The 16,944-nt window shown below is 71.3% G+C and carries 14 protein-coding genes; all 14 read right to left on the bottom strand.

The features are described from left to right. Positions 1–37: 37 nt before the first annotated feature. A complete protein-coding gene (locus BIV24_RS20555) occupies positions 38–1,501 on the bottom strand; it encodes a glutamate synthase subunit beta (RefSeq protein ID WP_071367843.1) in 1,464 nt (487 codons plus the stop codon). Further along, on the bottom strand, positions 1,494–6,140 hold the full coding sequence (gene gltB, locus BIV24_RS20550) for a glutamate synthase large subunit (RefSeq protein ID WP_177198775.1): 4,647 nt from the start codon (positions 6,138–6,140) through the stop codon (positions 1,494–1,496). The genes BIV24_RS20555 and gltB overlap by 8 nt, the downstream gene beginning before the upstream one ends. 361 nt (positions 6,141–6,501) lie before the next feature. Beyond that, the gene (locus BIV24_RS20545; RefSeq protein WP_071367841.1) at positions 6,502–7,233 is read right to left on the bottom strand and encodes a VIT1/CCC1 transporter family protein; all 732 of its coding nucleotides are present in this window, start codon (positions 7,231–7,233) and stop codon (positions 6,502–6,504) included. 597 nt (positions 7,234–7,830) lie between these two features. Next, on the bottom strand, positions 7,831–8,817 hold the full coding sequence (gene lgt / locus BIV24_RS20540) for a prolipoprotein diacylglyceryl transferase (RefSeq protein WP_071367840.1): 987 nt from the start codon (positions 8,815–8,817) through the stop codon (positions 7,831–7,833). Between the two features lie 117 nt (positions 8,818–8,934). Further along, positions 8,935–9,702: a DsbA family protein gene (locus tag BIV24_RS20535; protein WP_071367839.1), complete on the bottom strand. Its 768-nt coding sequence runs from the start codon at positions 9,700–9,702 to the stop codon at positions 8,935–8,937. A gap of 120 nt (positions 9,703–9,822) precedes the next feature. Further along, positions 9,823–10,638, bottom strand: coding sequence for a tryptophan synthase subunit alpha (trpA, locus tag BIV24_RS20530; protein WP_071367838.1), 816 nt, complete (start codon positions 10,636–10,638; stop codon positions 9,823–9,825). Continuing rightward, a complete protein-coding gene (gene trpB / locus BIV24_RS20525) occupies positions 10,635–11,921 on the bottom strand; it encodes a tryptophan synthase subunit beta (RefSeq protein ID WP_071367837.1) in 1,287 nt (428 codons plus the stop codon). The genes trpA and trpB overlap by 4 nt, the downstream gene beginning before the upstream one ends. A gap of 231 nt (positions 11,922–12,152) precedes the next feature. Further along, on the bottom strand, positions 12,153–12,350 hold the full coding sequence (gene trpM / locus BIV24_RS36520) for a tryptophan biosynthesis modulator TrpM (protein ID WP_079168412.1): 198 nt from the start codon (positions 12,348–12,350) through the stop codon (positions 12,153–12,155). 22 nt (positions 12,351–12,372) lie between these two features. Continuing rightward, positions 12,373–13,182 carry an indole-3-glycerol phosphate synthase TrpC gene (trpC, locus tag BIV24_RS20520; RefSeq protein ID WP_071367836.1) on the bottom strand — a complete coding sequence of 270 codons (810 nt, stop codon included), beginning with the start codon at positions 13,180–13,182 and terminating at the stop codon, positions 12,373–12,375. A gap of 177 nt (positions 13,183–13,359) precedes the next feature. Beyond that, on the bottom strand, positions 13,360–13,818 hold the full coding sequence (locus BIV24_RS20515) for a DUF2752 domain-containing protein (protein ID WP_079168411.1): 459 nt from the start codon (positions 13,816–13,818) through the stop codon (positions 13,360–13,362). A gap of 101 nt (positions 13,819–13,919) precedes the next feature. Beyond that, positions 13,920–14,150, bottom strand: coding sequence for an HGxxPAAW family protein (locus BIV24_RS20510; RefSeq protein WP_071367835.1), 231 nt, complete (start codon positions 14,148–14,150; stop codon positions 13,920–13,922). Between the two features lie 110 nt (positions 14,151–14,260). Next, positions 14,261–14,899, bottom strand: a complete 639-nt coding sequence (locus tag BIV24_RS20505) for a TIGR02234 family membrane protein (RefSeq protein ID WP_071367834.1) — start codon at positions 14,897–14,899, stop codon at positions 14,261–14,263. Between the two features lie 70 nt (positions 14,900–14,969). Continuing rightward, on the bottom strand, positions 14,970–16,463 hold the full coding sequence (locus BIV24_RS20500) for an anthranilate synthase component I (RefSeq protein ID WP_071367833.1): 1,494 nt from the start codon (positions 16,461–16,463) through the stop codon (positions 14,970–14,972). 11 nt (positions 16,464–16,474) lie between these two features. Then, positions 16,475–16,879, bottom strand: coding sequence for a phosphoribosyl-AMP cyclohydrolase (gene hisI / locus BIV24_RS20495; protein WP_425442581.1), 405 nt, complete (start codon positions 16,877–16,879; stop codon positions 16,475–16,477). Positions 16,880–16,944 lie beyond the last annotated feature (65 nt).

Here is a 16,944-nt window from a genome sequence, read left to right as displayed (position 1 = left end):
GTACGCCGTTGTACGGGACGTCTGTTGAGGCGGTGCGTCAGGCCATGAGCGCGCGGTCCGTCGGGCGGATCGGGGCCGGCAGGTCGCTGGCGCCGGTGAGGAAGCGGTCGACGCCGCGCGCCGCCGAGCGGCCCTCGGCGATGGCCCACACGATGAGGGACTGGCCGCGGCCGGCGTCGCCCGCCACGAACACCCCGGGATGGTTGGTCTGGAAGTCGGCGTCGCGCGCGATGTTGCCGCGCCCGTCCAGCTCCAGGCCGAACTGCTCGACCAGACCGTTGTGCTGGTCCGTGCCCGTGAAGCCCATCGCCAGTGTGACCAGCTGCGCCGGGATCCTCCGCTCGGTGCCCGGCTTCCGGGTCGGCCTGCCGTCCACGAACTCGACCTCGGCCAGGTGCAGCCACTGCACGTTGCCGTCCTCGTCGCCCTCGAAGTGGGTCGTGGAGGCCGAGTAGACCCGCTCGCCGCCCTCCTCGTGGGCCGAGGTGACCTTGTAGAGGATCGGGAAGGTCGGCCACGGCTGGTCGACCGGGTGCCGCTCGTCGTTCGGGCGGGGCATGATCTCCAGCTGAGTGACGGAGGCCGCGCCCTGGCGGTGGGCCGTGCCCACGCAGTCCGCACCCGTGTCACCGCCGCCGATCACGACGACGTGCTGGCCCTCGGCCGAGATCGGCGCGGTGACGTAGTCGCCCTCCTGGACCTTGTTGGACAGCGGCAGGTACTCCATGGCCTGGTACACGCCCTTGAGTTCACGGCCGGGGACCGGCAGGTCGCGGGCGGTCGTCGCGCCCGCCGCGATCACCACCGCGTCGTACCGCCTGCGCAGGTCCGTCGCCGTGACGTCGCGGCCGACCTCGACGCCCGTACGAAAGCGGGTGCCCTCCGCGCGCATCTGCTCGATACGGCGGTTGATGTGCCGCTTCTCCATCTTGAACTCGGGGATGCCGTAGCGGAGCAGGCCGCCGACGCGGTCCGCACGCTCGTACACCGCGACCGTGTGGCCCGCCCGGGTCAGCTGCTGGGCGGCGGCGAGACCCGCCGGTCCCGAACCGATGACCGCGACCGTCTTGCCCGACAGGCGCTCGGGGACCTGCGGCTTCACCGCACCGCCGTCCCACGCCTTGTCGATGATCGAGACCTCGACGTTCTTGATGGTGACCGGCTGCCGGCTGATGCCGAGCACGCACGCCGACTCGCACGGGGCGGGGCACAACCGGCCCGTGAACTCCGGGAAGTTGTTCGTGGCGTGCAGCCGCTCCAGGGCGGCCGTCCAGTCCCCGCGGTACGCGTAGTCGTTCCACTCGGGGATCAGGTTCCCGAGCGGGCAGCCGTTGTGGCAGAACGGGATGCCGCAGTCCATGCACCGGCCGGCCTGCTTGCTGATGATCGGCAGCAGCGAACCGGGAACGTACACCTCGTTCCAGTCCTTGACGCGCTCGCCCACCGGACGGGACATGGCGACCTCGCGGCCGTGTGTCAGGAAGCCCTTGGGATCAGCCATGGGTCGCCGCCTCCATCATCTTCTCGGTGATCTCGGTCTCGGAGAGACCGGCTCGCTCGGCGGCGTCCTTGGCGGCGAGCACTGCCTTGTACGTACTGGGGATGATCTTGCTGAAGCGGTCCACGGAGGCGGACCACTCGGCGAGGAGCTTCCCGGCGACCGTGGAGCCGGTCTCCTCGGCGTGGCGGCGCACCACGTCGTGCAGCCACTGCCTGTCGGCGTCGTCCAGGGCCTCGATGGAGCCGTGGTTGCCGGCGTTGACGTCGTCGCGGTTCAGGTCGATGACGTAGGCGATGCCGCCGGACATGCCGGCCGCGAAGTTGCGGCCCGTCTCGCCGAGCACGACCGCGTGCCCGCCGGTCATGTACTCGCAGCCGTGGTCGCCCACGCCCTCGGCCACCACCAGCGCACCGGAGTTGCGGACGCAGAACCGCTCGCCCGTACGGCCGCGCAGGAACAGCTCGCCGGCGGTCGCGCCATAGGCGATGGTGTTGCCCGCGATCGTCGAGTACTCGGCGAGGTGCTCGGCGCCGCGGTCCGGGCGGACGACGACCCGGCCGCCGGACAGGCCCTTGGCGACGTAGTCGTTGGCGTCGCCCTCCAGGCGCAGCGTGACGCCGCGCGGCAGGAAGGCGCCGAAGGACTGGCCGGCCGAGCCCGTGAAGGTGATGTCGATCGTGTCGTCGGGCAGGCCGGCGCCGCCGAACTTCCTGGTCACCTCGTGGCCGAGCATGGTGCCGACCGTGCGGTTGATGTTGCGGATCGGGATCTGGGCGCGCACCGGCTGGGCCTCGGCCTGCGAGGTCGCGGCCAGGGCGTCGGCGGCGAGCTTGATCAGCTGGTTGTCGAGCGCCTTCTGCAGGCCGTGGTCCTGGGCGACGACCCGGTGGCGCACCGCGCCTGCGGGCAGCTCGGGCACGTGGAGCAGCGGTTCCAGGTCCAGGCCCTGTGCCTTCCAGTGGTCGACGGCCCGCCTCACGTCGAGGACCTCGGCGTGGCCGACGGCCTCCTCGAGGGAGCGGAAGCCCAGCTCGGCCAGCAGCTCGCGGACCTCCTCGGCGATGAACTCGAAGAAGTTCACGATGTGGTCGGCCTTGCCGGTGAAGCGCTCGCGCAGCACCGGGTTCTGCGTGGCGATGCCGACCGGGCAGGTGTCCAGGTGGCAGACGCGCATCATGACGCAGCCGGAGACGACGAGCGGCGCGGTCGCGAAACCGAACTCCTCGGCGCCGAGCAGAGCGGCGATCACGACGTCACGGCCGGTCTTCAGCTGGCCGTCGGTCTGTACGACGATGCGGTCACGCAGCCCGTTGAGCAGCAGTGTCTGCTGGGTCTCGGCGAGGCCGAGTTCCCAGGGGCCCCCGGCGTGCTTCAGCGAGGTGAGCGGGGAGGCGCCGGTGCCGCCGTCGTGACCGGAGATCAGTACGACGTCGGCGTGCGCCTTGGAGACGCCCGCGGCCACCGTGCCGACACCGACCTCCGACACCAGCTTCACGTGGATGCGTGCCGCCGGGTTGGCGTTCTTGAGATCGTGGATCAGCTGGGCCAGGTCCTCGATGGAGTAGATGTCGTGGTGCGGCGGCGGGGAGATGAGCCCCACGCCCGGCGTCGAGTACCGGGTCCTGGCCACCCACGGGTACACCTTGTGGCCGGGCAGCTGGCCGCCCTCGCCGGGCTTGGCGCCCTGGGCCATCTTGATCTGGATGTCGTCCGCGTTGACCAGGTACTCGGAGGTCACGCCGAAGCGGCCGGAGGCCACCTGCTTGATCGCCGAGCGGCGCGCCGGGTCGTACAGGCGCTCCGGGTCCTCGCCGCCCTCGCCGGTGTTGGACTTGGCGCCCAGCCGGTTCATGGCGATGGCGAGCGTCTCGTGCGCCTCCTTGGAGATGGAGCCGTACGACATGGCGCCCGTGGAGAAGCGCCTGACGATCTCGGAGACGGGCTCGACCTCGTCGAGGGGGACCGGCTCGCGGTCGGTTGTGAAGCCGAACAGGCCGCGCAGCGTCATCAGGCGCTCGGACTGCTCGTTCACGCGGGACGTGTACTTCTTGAAGACGTCGTAACGGCCGGTGCTCGTGGCGTGCTGGAGGCGGAAGACGGTCTCCGGGTCGAACAGGTGCGGCTCGCCCTCGCGGCGCCACTGGTACTCGCCGCCGATCTCCAGCGCGCGGTGCGCGGGCGCGATGCCGGAGGCGGGGTAGGCCTTGGCGTGGCGGGCGGCGACCTCCCCCGCGATGACGTCGATGCCGACGCCGCCGATCTTGGTGGCGGTGCCGTCGAAGTACTTCTCGACGAAGGCCTCGTCCAGGCCGACGGCCTCGAAGACCTGGGCGCCGCGGTAGGAGGCGACGGTCGAGATACCCATCTTGGACATGACCTTCAGGACGCCCTTGCCGAGGGCGTGGATCAGGTTGCGGATGGCCTTCTCGGGGACGATGCCCGGCAGGAACGTGCCGGCGCGAACCAGGTCCTCGACGGACTCCATCGCCAGGTACGGGTTGACGGCGGCGGCGCCGTAGCCGATGAGCAGGGCGACGTGGTGGACCTCGCGGACGTCGCCGGCCTCGACCAGCAGGCCCACCTGGGTGCGCTGCTTGGTGCGGATGAGGTGGTGGTGGACGGCCGCGGTGAGCAGCAGCGACGGGATCGGGGCGTGCTCGGCGTCCGAATGGCGGTCGGAGAGGACGATCAGCCGGGCGCCGTTGCCGATCGCGGCGTCGGTCTCGGCGCAGATCTCCTCGATGCGCGCGGCGAGGGCGTCGCCGCCTCCGGAGACCCGGTAGAGGCCGGAGAGCGTCGCCGCCTTCATGCCGGGCATGTCGCCGTCGGCGTTGATGTGGATCAGCTTGGCGAGCTCGTCGTTGTCGATGACCGGGAAGGGCAGCACGACGCTGCGGCAGGACGCGGCGGTCGGCTCCAGCAGGTTGCCCTGCGGGCCCAGCGACGAGCGCAGGGAGGTGACCAGCTCCTCGCGGATCGCGTCCAGCGGCGGGTTGGTGACCTGCGCGAACAGCTGGGTGAAGTAGTCGAAGAGCAGCCGCGGACGCTCGGACAGCGCGGCGATCGGCGAGTCCGTGCCCATCGAGCCGATCGGCTCGGCACCGGCCTTGGCCATCGGCGCGAGGATGACGCGCAGTTCCTCCTCGGTGTAGCCGAAGGTCTGCTGGCGGCGGGTGACGGAGGCATGGGTGTGGACGATGTGCTCGCGCTCGGGCAGGTCGCCCAGCTCGATCTCACCGGCCTGGAGCCACTCCTGGTACGGCTGCTCGGCGGCGAGGGTCGCCTTGATCTCGTCGTCCTCGATGATGCGGTGCTCGGCGGTGTCGACGAGGAACATGCGGCCGGGCTGCAGGCGGCCCTTGCGGACGACTCGGGACGGCTCGATGTCCAGGACGCCGACCTCGGAGCCGAGGACGACCAGTCCGTCGTCGGTGACCCAGTAGCGGCCGGGGCGCAGACCGTTGCGGTCCAGCACGGCGCCGACCTGGGTGCCGTCGGTGAAGGTGACGCAGGCCGGGCCGTCCCAGGGCTCCATCATCGTGGAGTGGTACTGGTAGAAGGCGCGCCGGGCCGGATTTATGGAGGTGTGGTTCTCCCACGCCTCCGGGATCATCATCAGCACGGAGTGCGGCAGGGAGCGGCCGCCGAGGTGCAGGAGTTCGAGCACCTCGTCGAAGGAGGCGGAGTCGGAGGCCTCCGGCGTGCAGATAGGAAAGAGCCGCTCCAGATTCTCCCCCGGGCCGCGGTGTCCATGGTCGGCAGAGCCGAACAGCTCGGAGAGCAGCTGCGACTCGCGGGCGCGCATCCAGTTGCGGTTGCCCTTGACTGTGTTGATCTCGCCGTTGTGCGCGATGAAGCGGTACGGGTGAGCGAGCGGCCAGCTCGGGAAGGTGTTCGTGGAGAAGCGCGAGTGGACCAGCGCGATGGCGGTGGCGAAGCGGCGGTCGGACAGGTCCGGGAAGAAGGGCTCCAGCTGGCCGGTGGTCAGCATGCCCTTGTAGATGATCGTGCGGGCGGACAGCGACGGGAAGTACACGCCGGTCTCGCGCTCGGCGCGCTTGCGCAGCACGAATGCCTTGCGGTCGAGGTCGATGCCCTTGCGCACACCTCCCCCGGACTCCGTCTGGGAGGTGCCCCCGGTCACGAAGAGCTGGCGGAAGGCGGGCATCGTCGAGCGAGCGGTCGCGCCGAGCAGCTCGGGGGCGACGGGGACCGCGCGCCAGCCGAGGACGGTCAGACCCTCGTCCGCGGCGATCGTCTCGATCTGCGCGACGGCCTCGGCGGCGCCGACCTCGGGCAGGAAGGCGATACCGGCCGCGTAGGCGCCCACCTCGGGCAGTTCGAATCCGGCCACCTCGCGGAAGAAGGCGTCGGGAATCTGGGAGAGGATGCCGGCGCCGTCACCCGAGTCGGGCTCGCAGCCGGTGGCACCGCGGTGCTCCAGGTTGCGCAGGACCGTGAGCGCCTGCTCGACCAGCGCATGGCTCGCCTCACCGGTGAGGGTGGCCACGAAGCCGACGCCACAGGCGTCGTGCTCGTTGCGAGGGTCGTACATACCCTGCGCAGCAGGGCGAGCATCCATGAACGACCAGTTCTGGCCGTTCGCGGAGTGCTGGGACGGCTGGCGCGGTGTACGCATCGGCTCTCCCGTCGTCGTCATGGCATGTGGTGGTACCGAGGGACGACGTTGGCCCTCTGCGTGGAGTCGTACAGATCAGATGATGAGGCCTTTTCCGGGAACCGGAAAGCTTGTTCCAGTATGCGGACATCGCCGGGGTACAGCGCGGATGGTTCCCCGTACGGCAATGGATTCAAGGGGGGCGCAGCCGGACAGATCCGTGTCCATGGGCCCGGGAGCTGCGGGCATCGTCGCCCGCCGCGAAAACTGCGGAGCAGGCCTCATTGCCCGCGGCGCCTACGGCTCATGCCCGCCGGCCGAGCAGTCGAAACCGCCGAGCAGCGACTCCTTGTGCGAGCATTCACGCAATTCGCCTCAAATATCACCCTACGGCCGCGCCGAACAGGCCGCCCAGGGCGTAGGTCACACCCGCCGCGGCGCCACCCAGGGCGAGCTGCCGCAGCCCGCTGTACCACCAGGTGCGCGCGGTCACCTTGGCCACGACCGCGCCGCACACGAAGAGCCCGACGAGGGCGCACAGCACGGCGGGCCACAGGGTGCGGGCGCCGAGCAGATACGGCAGGACGGGCGTGAGGGCGCCGAGCGCGAAGGCCGCGAAGCTGGAGACGGCGGCGAGCATCGGGGAGGGCAGTTCGCCCGGGTCGATGCCGAGCTCCTCGCGCGCGTGGATCTCCAGGGCCTGCTCGGAATCGCGGGAGAGCTGCCTGGCGACCTCGCGGGCCAGCCCGGGCTCGACGCCCCGCGCTTCGTAGAGCGCCGCCAGCTCCTCCTCCTCGCCCTCCGGGTGCTTCCGCAACTCCCGCCGCTCCACGTCGAGTTCGGCTTCGACCAGTTCGCGCTGCGAGGCGACGGACGTGTACTCGCCGGCCGCCATGGAGAAGGCACCCGCGGCCAGGCCCGCCAGTCCGGTGATAATGATGGTCCCCTGGCTGACGGATCCGCCGGCGACACCGGTCATCAGGGCCAGGTTGGACACCAGCCCGTCCGCCGCACCGAAGACGGCCGGACGCAGCCAGCCGCCGTTGACGTCGCGGTGGGTGTGATTGTCCCGGTGCGCCGCGTGGAGCTTCGCCTCGGTCTCGATGATGGCCATACCCCAGCCCCCAGAGCTGCTTGATTGGACTGTTTCCACTTTTCGACAAGAGTGAAAGTACGCCGTAAATCGAGTCCTCGCCAGCAAGGAGAGGCTGGGCTAACCTGCGCTTTTACCTTCACGCGCGCATCCGTGACCGCCGTCCGCGCAGAGAGCGGACGGGTGATGCTGAGGGTGCATGAGGCTCGAGGCGACCGCTCAGGTCACCGGCTCCGCCCCCCCGGCGGGCGCGAAGGACGGGCCGCGCAGCCCTCGAGACGGTCTGCGGCACGGCCCGCGAGAGTGGGTACGACGACGCTTCGCGTCGCGACCGCGGGAGGCGATTCCTCCCCGATACAGGTAGACCGCGGCCGGGGCTGCGGCTCCACCGCGACGATGGCGGGCGCTCCGGCCGGCGCGCTCGGCTCCGATGCGCCGCGTGACCCGGCGAAATCGGTCGCGGAGGCGAGCCGCCGGGACCTGCACGCACCGGCGCGGACGCTCACAGAGGTCACATGGGAGATCTTCGCGCGGGACGTACGCCGCGGTCAGAACCATGAGGCGGCGTACGCCGGGATCGGAGGCCGAGGCCTCCCTCCCGGCGTTCCCGGGCCCTGCTCAGCCCTTCTTCACCGACTTGACCTCGCCCTCCGAGGCCTCGACGTCCTCTGCGGCCTCGGTGACAGTGGAGGACGCGGAGTCCTCGGTCACCTCGGGGTCGGCCGACTTCTCGTCCTTCGGCCCCTGGTCGGCCGTGGAGTCGCCCGCGGTTTCGACGGCGTCATCGGACGCACCCGGTTCCACGACCGCCTCCCGCCCCGGCCGCAGCCGCGCCGAGACCACGAAGTACGCCACGGCGAGCAGGAAGACCAGGATCGCCGTCCACACGTTCAGCCGGACGCCCAGGATGTGGTGCGCGTCGTCGACCCGCAGGTACTCGATCCAGCCGCGGCCGACGCAGTACGCGGCCACGTACAGCGCGAACGCCCGTCCATGGCCCAGCCGGAAGCGGCGGTCCGCCCAGATCACCAGGAACCCGACCCCGATGCACCACAGCGACTCGTACAGGAACGTCGGGTGGTAGTAGCCGGGCACCCGGCCGTCCGTCGCGGACGTGATGTGCAGCGCCCAGGGCAGGTCCGTGGGCCGCCCGTACAGCTCCTGGTTGAACCAGTTGCCCCAGCGCCCGATCGCCTGCGCGAACACGATGCCGGGTGCGAGGGCGTCGGCGTACGCGGGCAACGGGATGCCCCGGCGGCGGCAGCCGATCCACGCGCCGACCGCCCCGAGCGCGATCGCGCCCCAGATGCCGAGCCCGCCCTGCCAGACCTTGAAGGCGTCCACCCAGTCACGGCCTTCGCTGAAGTACAGCTCGTAGTCCGTGATCACGTGGTACAGGCGTCCGCCGACGAGGCCGAAGGGCACGGCCCAGACCGCGATGTCGGCCACCGTGCCGGCCCGCCCGCCTCGGGCGATCCAGCGCTTGTTGCCGAGCCACACGGCCACGAAGACACCGATGATGATGCAGAACGCGTAACCGCGCAGCGGGATGGGGCCGAGGTACAGCACTCCGCGCGACGGGCTGGGGATGTAGGCAAGTTCCATGGCAGGAACGACGCTACCGTGCCGGGCACGTAGGGTGGCAACCCGCGCGGCTACGGGTCCATAACGTGTGACGCCCCCGGCACACCGGCACCGGGGGCACCACTGGTCACGGCAGTCTCAGCTCTTGTTCGCCGCCTCCACCATCTCCTTCAGCTTCGCCGGGTTCATCGTCTGGTCCGCGTTGATGTTCTTGCCGCCGAGAAGCACGGTCGGCGTGCCCGAGTAGCCGCCGCTCTGGAACGCGCTGTTCACCTTGGTCACCCAGCCGTTGTGCGTGCCGCTCTTGACGCACTTCTGGAACGTCGGCGTGTCGAGACCGCCCACCTTGCCGGCCAGCTTGATCAGCTTGGCGTGATCCGCGAAGGTGTCCACGGTCTCCTTGGGCTGGTTGTCGTACAGCACGTCGTGGTAGCGCCGGAACTTTCCGGCGTCCTGCGCGCACGCCGCCGCGTTGGCCGCGTGGAGCGAGCCGCTGCCGCCCAGGTTCCCGTCGATGAGCGTGACCAGGTGGTACTCCACTCTCAGCTTTCCGGCGTCGACCAGTTCGTGGATCGTCGGGCGGTAGACCGTCTCGAAGACCTTGCAGGCCGGGCAGCGGAAGTCCTCCCACACCGTGAGGGTCGACTTGGCGGAGTCCCTGCCGACGGGGATCGCGAGGCCGTCCTTGCCCGTCGCCCCCGAGGGCCCGATGGAGGGGCCCGAGGAGCCGCTCTTCCCGGTGTTCGCCGCCAGGATGCCCCCCACCGTCGCCAGGGCCAGGACGCAGACGATCGCGGCCCCCACGATCAGCCCCCGTCGGCGCTTCTCCGCAGCCTTCTGCTTCTCGCGCTGCACGGCCAGCCGCTCACGGGCGGCGCGCTTTCCGTCACGGTTCTTCTCGCTCACATCCGGCAGAACGAACCGGGGAGGCGCAGCGCGCCTCCCCGGCCCCAGGTCCACCCGTTCGGGCGAGCCAACGGTCCGCTCTGTCCGGGATTCACCCGCGCGAGCGAGGACCTCCGGGTGTCATGCCCTGCCGCGGACGCCCTCGGCCAGTTCGCCCGCCAGCGTCCGTACGGCCTCCAGGGCGGCCTCCTCGTCCGGCGCGTCCAGCATCCGCTTCACGAACGCGGAGCCGACGATCACTCCGTCGGCGAAGCCGGCGACCTCGGCGGCCTGCGTGGGGTTGGAGACGCCGAGGCCCACGCAGACCGGCAGCTCGGTGGTCGCCCGGGTGCGCCGGACCAGGTCCTGGGCCTGGGTGCCGACCGACTCGCGGGTGCCGGTGACGCCCATGAGCGAGGCCGCGTACACGAAGCCGGAGCCCGCCGCCGTGATCTCGGCGAGCCGCTCGTCCTTGCTGCTGGGCGCGACCACGAAGACCGTCGCGAGCCCGTGCTTGTCGGCGTGCTCCCGCCACAGGGCCGACTCCTGCACGGGCAGGTCCGGCAGGATGCAGCCGGCGCCGCCCGCGTCGGCCAGCTCGGCGGTGAAGCGCTCCACACCGTAGCGGTCGATCGGGTTCCAGTACGTCATCACGAGCACCGGCTTGCCGGTCGCCTCGTGTGCCTCGCGGACCGTGCGCATGACGTCGGCGATCCTGACGCCGCCGCGCAGCGCGATGTCATCGGCGGTCTGGATGACGGGACCGTCGAGGACGGGGTCGCTGTGCGGCAGGCCCACCTCCACGATGTCGGCGCCGCCGTCGAAGGCGGCCTTGATCGCGGCGATGCCGCCGTCGACGGTCGGGAAGCCCGCCGGCAGATAGGCGATGAGCGCGGACCGGCCCTCCGCCTTCGCGGCGGCGAGGGTGTCGGTCAGCAGCTGGACGTTTCCGCTCACTTGGCGTCCCCCTCGATCTCGGCGGTGTCGCTTCCGGCGTCCGCGGCGACGGACGCGTCGGTTTCGTACAGGCCGAAGTACCGGGCGGCCGTGTCCATGTCCTTGTCGCCGCGCCCGGACAGGTTGACGACGATCAGCCCGTCCTTGCCCAGCTCCTTGCCGACCTCCAGAGCGCCGGCGAGCGCGTGGGCGCTCTCGATGGCCGGGATGATGCCCTCGGTGCGGGACAGCAGCCGCAGGGCCTGCATGGCCGCGTCGTCGGTGACCGCGCGGTACTCGCCGCGGCCGCTGTCCTTGAGGTACGCGTGCTCGGGGCCGATGCCCGGGTAGTCCAGACCCGCCGAGATCGAGTAAGGCTCGGTGATCTGCCCTTCGTCGTCCTGAAGGACGTACGACCGGGAACCGTGCAGGATGCCGGGCTCACCGGCGGTGAGGGTGGCGGCGTGCTCACCGGTCTCGATGCCGTGACCCGCGGGCTCGCAGCCGATGAGGCGTACGGACGTGTCGGGGATGAAGGCGTGGAAGAGCCCGATGGCGTTGGATCCGCCGCCCACACAGGCGATGGCCGCGTCGGGCAGGCGCCCGGCGCGCTCCAGGATCTGCCGCCGCGCCTCCACACCGATCACACGGTGGAAGTCGCGCACCATGGCGGGGAAGGGGTGGGGGCCGGCCACCGTGCCGAACAGGTAGTGGGTGTGGTCGACGTTGGCGACCCAGTCGCGGAACGCCTCGTTGATCGCGTCCTTCAGGGTGCGGCTGCCGGACTTCACCGCGACGACCTCGGCGCCGAGCATGCGCATGCGGGCGACGTTGAGGGCCTGCCGCTCGGTGTCGATCTCTCCCATGTAGATCGTGCAGTCGAGGCCGAAGAGGGCGCAGGCGGTGGCGGTGGCGACACCGTGCTGGCCGGCACCGGTCTCCGCGATGACGCGGGTCTTGCCCATGCGCCGGGTGAGCAGGGCCTGGCCCAGCACGTTGTTGATCTTGTGGGAGCCGGTGTGGTTCAGGTCCTCCCGCTTGAGGAAGACCCGGGCGCCACCGGCGTGTTCGGCGAACCGCGGCACCTCGGTGAGGGCGCTGGGTCGGCCGGTGTAGTGGACGAGCAGGTCGCCGAGCTCGCGGGCGAACTCGGGGTCGCCCTTCGCCTTCTCGTATTCGGCGGCGACCTCGTCCACGGCGGCCACGAGGGCCTCCGGGATGAACTTGCCGCCGAACGCGCCGAAGTAGCCCTCGGCGCTGGGCACCTGACCCTCCGGGTCGGGAATGAAGAATTCGCTGGGCATGCGGTTACCTCGCAGGGGCGAAAGCCCCGGTGTCGGTCGGGCTGAGGACGACGTCGATCGCGTGCGCGCGCTGTCCCTGAGGTCTGCCAGGCCTGCGGTGTGATGACCACCGCGGTCGCATGCCTCGCCTGAGGGCGAAGGACCATGACGGCGGGGACCGGCGATGCCGAACCCGCCGGAACCACTCGGCGGCGACGGGACACCCCGGCCCGGGGCTCACCCGGTACTGCTTCAGTTCACCGCAGGTGACCGGCGCGCACGCGGGCGACGCCATCGCATCCCGTTGACCTGCCCGGGTTCGTCACCGATGACGTACCGCACCCGTCGCCCGTGCACCCGCCGCGCGGGCGCCCGGCAGCCACGCGGCCGGCACCCGCGGGCGAGGCGGGCATAGGGGTCCCTGGTCGCCGCGGTGATCGGAAGCTTCATCGACGCCAACCCTACCGGGGTGTCAGCTCCGGCCGTGCCGCAGTGCCGGGTGCGCACCGGCCGCGACCAGGTCGGCGACCGCCGTCTTCGGGTCGCGCCCGGTCACCAGCGACTCGCCCACCAGCACGGCGTCGGCACCGTACTCGGCGTAGGCGATCAGGTCGTGCGGTCCGCGGACCCCGGACTCGGCGACCTTCACGATCGACCCGGGGATCTCGGGGGCCACCCGCTCGAAGGTGGAGCGGTCGACCTCCAGGGTCTTGAGGTTGCGTGCGTTGACCCCGATCACCTTCGCCCCGGCGTCCACCGCCCGCTCGACCTCCTCCTCGTCGTGCACCTCGACGAGCGGCGTGAGCCCGATGGACTCGGCGCGCTCGATGAGGGACTCCAGGGCCGGCTGATCCAGGGCGGCGACGATCAGCAGCGCGAGGTCGGCGCCGTAGGCCCGCGCCTCCCAGAGCTGGTACGAGGTGACGATGAAGTCCTTGCGCAGCACCGGGATGTCGACCCGGGCCCGCACGGCCTCCAGGTCGGCCAACGAGCCGCCGAAGCGGCGCTGTTCGGTCAGGACGGAGATGACGGCCGCGCCACCCGCCTCGTAGTCCGCGGCGAGCCCCGCCGGGTCGGCGATCGCGGCGAGCGCGCCCTTGGACGGGCTGGACCTCTTGACCTCGCAGATCACCTTGACGCCGTCCCCGCGCAGCGCGGCGAGGCCGTCCTTGGCCGCGGGAGCTTTCGCCGCGCGCTCCTTGAGCTCGTCGAGGCTGACGCGCGCCTGCCGCTCCGCGAGGTCGGCACGGACTCCGTCGATGATCTCGTCGAGCACACTCACGCGAGCGGCCCCCTTCCTGACGGTTGAGGATTCAAGCGGCTCTGTCGAGTTGAGCCTTGGTCCACCGGGAGCGCCCGAACGGACGAAACCGGCGTCACTGCGATGGTATCCGGAGGAAGGCGAAGGCCTCGCATCCGGTTGACGCCGACCCCCCTTACCTGGAGGTTCCCCGGTTGATCAAGGATGCAGCCAGCCACCGAAGGGCAGGTTCCGGACAACGGTGAAGACCAGCAGCAAGGCGCCCACGCTCCACAGGTGCACCGGCCCGAGCTCGATCCGCAGGGGCCGTCCCCGCACCGCGCGGACCATCCAGACGGCCCACACCACCGCGAAGACCAGGTAGCCGCCGACAGCCAGAGCGTTGTCCTGGAGCGCCGCGGGAAAGTCCCCGTGCACGAAGGCGTGCGCACTGCGCAGTCCGCCGCAGCCGGGGCAGAACACTCCGGCGTAGGCCAGCAGCGGGCAGACGGGGTAGTGCCCGGGTTGGTTGGGGTCCACCACCCCGACGTACGCGAAGGCCCCGAGGACACCGGCGAGCACACCCGCGGGAGCGGCGGTGCGCCGGAGCAGGCGGGCGGCCGGGGCGCGCGGTGCGGGCGGGGTCACGCAGCGGGATGCGGTGTTCACGCCTCGCATTCTGCCCGCCCAGCGCCCGGCGCGCCCAGCGCGGCCCGGGACGCGTGAGGCGGCCCGGGCACTCAGCGCCCTGGCCGCCTCACGCGGGTGGTGCGCAGGAGTCAGCTCTCCACGTCCGCGGCCCGCTTCAGCACGCCGTCGCCCTGGCCGTGGCCCATCTGGCGCATGATGCCGCCGACGACGGCGCCGAGGAGGATGACCGCGATGCTGGCCCAGAAGCCAACGGGCTGGGCCAACACGGTGAAGGCGCCCGCGGCGCAGAAACCGATGAAGGCGATGATGACACCGGCCCAGGCGGCCGGGGTGTGACCGTGGTGGCTGCTGCCCGCCATGACTTGCTCCTCGTTAGCTGTCTGTACGTGGATGAGTCAAAGACTCGGCGCCCATTGTCCCGTACCCGCTTGCAGGGAGTGAGTGCGGGGTCGCGCGTCGGCCGGGGCGGTCACGCACTTGTGGGGTCCTCGCCCCGGTCGAGCGCCTTCCACAGATCCTCGGGGCGGTCCGGGTCGGCAGGCTTCGCCTGGCGTGGCCGGGGGGTGCCGTCGCGTTCGTAGCGGCCGGACATCGTGGGCCACAGCCGGCCGTAGCGCAGGGCGAGCAGTCCGGCGAGGAGGATGAGGGCGCCGCCGAGGACCGCGACGTACGGCCAGGCGGTGTGCGTGAGCGCGGTAGCGGTCGCGGCGGTGTCGCCGGCCGTCTGCGCCGCCTTCTCGTCGAGTGCCGAACTGTCGGTGACGCCCTGCAGCGCCGCGGCGATGGTGCCGGCGCCGGAGAGTGCGAGCAGCCCGGCGACGAGGAGGCGTCCGGTCCTGCGGACGGCGAAGACGGCGACGAGTGCGGCGAGGCCCACGACGGCGAGGGCCGCGGGCACACCCGTGACGTCGCTGCCGTTGGCGCTGAGCGGGAAGTCGCCGCCGGCCACCGGCACGGTCCCCGCCGACCATTCCTGCCGGGAGGACAGCAGCGCCACGGCGGCACCGGCCGCCCCGCACAGCAGGGCGAGGGCGAGGCTGCGGCGGCCGGAGCGGGCGGGTGCGGCGGCCTCGGATCGGGGGTCGGGTACGGCAGTCACGTACTCCACTATCGCCCGAAGCCCGGGCGAACCCTCACCCGGGGCCCCCAAGGGCCTTTCGTCCGGATCGGCAGGCGGCTCATCGGCCCAGGCGGTTCGCCGTGTGGACGGCCCGCAGCACTGCCGCCGCCTTGTTGCGGCATTCGTCGTCCTCGGCGACCGGGTCGGAGTCGGCGACGATTCCGGCGCCCGCCTGGACGTACGCCGTACCGCCTCGCAGCAGTGCGGTGCGGATGGCGATGGCCGTGTCGGAGTCGCCCGCGAAGTCCAGGTAGCCGACGCAGCCGCCGTACAGCCCGCGCCGGGACGGCTCGAGTTCGTCGATGATCTGCATCGCGCGCGGCTTGGGCGCGCCGGAGAGCGTGCCGGCCGGGAAGCAGCAGGTCAGGACGTCGAAGGCGGTGCGGCCCTCCGCGACCCGGCCGGTGACGGTGGAGACGATGTGCATGACGTGGGAGTACCGCTCGACGGACATGAAGTCGACGACCTCGACCGAGCCGGGTGTGCAGACCCGTCCCAGGTCGTTGCGGCCCAGGTCGACGAGCATGAGGTGTTCGGCCCGCTCCTTGGGGTCGGCGAGCAGTTCCTCGGCGAGGGCCTGGTCCTCCCGCGGGGTCGCGCCGCGGTGCCGGGTGCCCGCGATGGGGTGAACCATCGCGCGGCCGTCCTCGACCTTCACCAGTGCTTCCGGGCTGGAGCCGACGACGTCGAAGGCCTCCCCGTCGCCGCAGGGGAACCGGAACAGGTACATGTACGGGGACGGGTTGGTCGCCCGCAGCACCCGGTAGACGTCCAACGCGCTCGCCGTGCACGGTGTTTCGAAGCGCTGCGAGGGGACGACCTGGAAGGCCTCGCCCGCGCGGATGCGCTCCTTGATGTCCTCGACGGCCTCCCGGAAGTCCTGGCCGCCCCACAGGGCGGTGTACTCGGGCAGTTCGGAGGGCGGGAGCACGGCGGGCGGCTGGGCGACCGCGCGGGACAGGTCGGCCTCCATCGCGTCCAGCCGGGCCACGGCGTCCGCGTATGCCTCGTCGGCGCCCGTGTCGAGGTCGTTGTGGTTGATCGCGTTGGCGATCAGCAGGACCGAGCCCTCCCAGTGGTCCATGACGGCGAGGTCGCTGGTGAGGAGCATGGTCAGCTCGGGGAGCCGCAGGTCGTCGCGCTCGCCGGGGCCGATCTTCTCCAGGCGGCGCACGATGTCGTAGCCCAGATAGCCGACCATGCCCCCGGTGAAGGGCGGCATGCCCTCCCGGTGGGGGGTGTGCAGGGCCTCGATGGTCGCGCGGAGCGTGGCCAGCGGGTCGCCGTCGACCGGGACGCCGACGGGCGGGGCGCCGAGCCAGTGGGTCCGGCCGTCCTTCTCGGTGAGGGTGGCGGCGCTGCGGACGCCCACGAAGGAGTAGCGGGACCAGGAGCGGCCGTTCTCCGCGGACTCCAGCAGGAAGGTGCCGGGGCGCTCCGCGGCGAGTTTGCGGTAGAGCGCGACCGGGGTGTCGCCGTCGGCGAGGAGTTTGCGCGTGACCGGGATGACGCGGCGGTCGGTGGCCAGCTTGCGGAACGTCTCGAGGTCCATGGCCGCCGACCTTACTGATCCGCGGAGGGTGAGGTTGCGTCGGCGAGCAGTACGTCGGCGTCGAAGCACGTCCGGTCGCCGGTGTGGCAGGCGGCGCCGACCTGGTCGACCTTGACCAGTACGGTGTCGGCGTCGCAGTCCAGGGCGACCGACTTCACGTGCTGGACGTGGCCGGAGGTGTCGCCCTTCACCCAGTACTCCCGACGGCTGCGCGACCAGTAGGTGCACCGGCCGGTGGTGAGCGTGCGGTGCAGTGCCTCGTCGTCCATCCAGCCGAGCATCAGTACCTCACCGGTGTCGTACTGCTGGGCGATCGCGGGGATCAGCCCGTCGGGGCTGCGCTTGAGGCGTGCCGCGATCTGGGGGGCCAGACCGCTGGGCGTGCTGGGCGAAGGCGTGCTGGTCATGCCGACCATTGTGCCGCGCGGCACCGGTTCGCCCCGCCGCCGTCCGGTGGGCGGACGGTCTTCCCAGCCGTACG

Source organism: Streptomyces colonosanans, assembly GCF_001866645.1.
GTDB lineage: Bacteria > Actinomycetota > Actinomycetes > Streptomycetales > Streptomycetaceae > Streptomyces > Streptomyces colonosanans.
The sequence above is the reverse complement of the archived record's forward strand: the minus strand, read 5'-3'. Positions and strand labels throughout refer to the sequence as shown.

Coding starts and splice junctions, on each gene's coding strand:
- gltB (WP_177198775.1), bottom strand. CDS start 6,140: ATGCGTACACCGCGCCAGCCGTCCCAGCACTCCGCGAACGGCCAGAAC.
- lgt (WP_071367840.1), bottom strand. CDS start 8,817: ATGGAACTTGCCTACATCCCCAGCCCGTCGCGCGGAGTGCTGTACCTC.
- hisI (WP_425442581.1), bottom strand. CDS start 16,879: ATGGTCGGCATGACCAGCACGCCTTCGCCCAGCACGCCCAGCGGTCTG.
- BIV24_RS20545 (WP_071367841.1), bottom strand. CDS start 7,233: ATGGCCATCATCGAGACCGAGGCGAAGCTCCACGCGGCGCACCGGGAC.
- trpM (WP_079168412.1), bottom strand. CDS start 12,350: ATGAAGCTTCCGATCACCGCGGCGACCAGGGACCCCTATGCCCGCCTC.
- BIV24_RS20555 (WP_071367843.1), bottom strand. CDS start 1,501: ATGGCTGATCCCAAGGGCTTCCTGACACACGGCCGCGAGGTCGCCATG.
- BIV24_RS20510 (WP_071367835.1), bottom strand. CDS start 14,150: ATGGCGGGCAGCAGCCACCACGGTCACACCCCGGCCGCCTGGGCCGGT.
- trpB (WP_071367837.1), bottom strand. CDS start 11,921: ATGCCCAGCGAATTCTTCATTCCCGACCCGGAGGGTCAGGTGCCCAGC.
- BIV24_RS20515 (WP_079168411.1), bottom strand. CDS start 13,818: ATGCGAGGCGTGAACACCGCATCCCGCTGCGTGACCCCGCCCGCACCG.
- BIV24_RS20500 (WP_071367833.1), bottom strand. CDS start 16,463: ATGGACCTCGAGACGTTCCGCAAGCTGGCCACCGACCGCCGCGTCATC.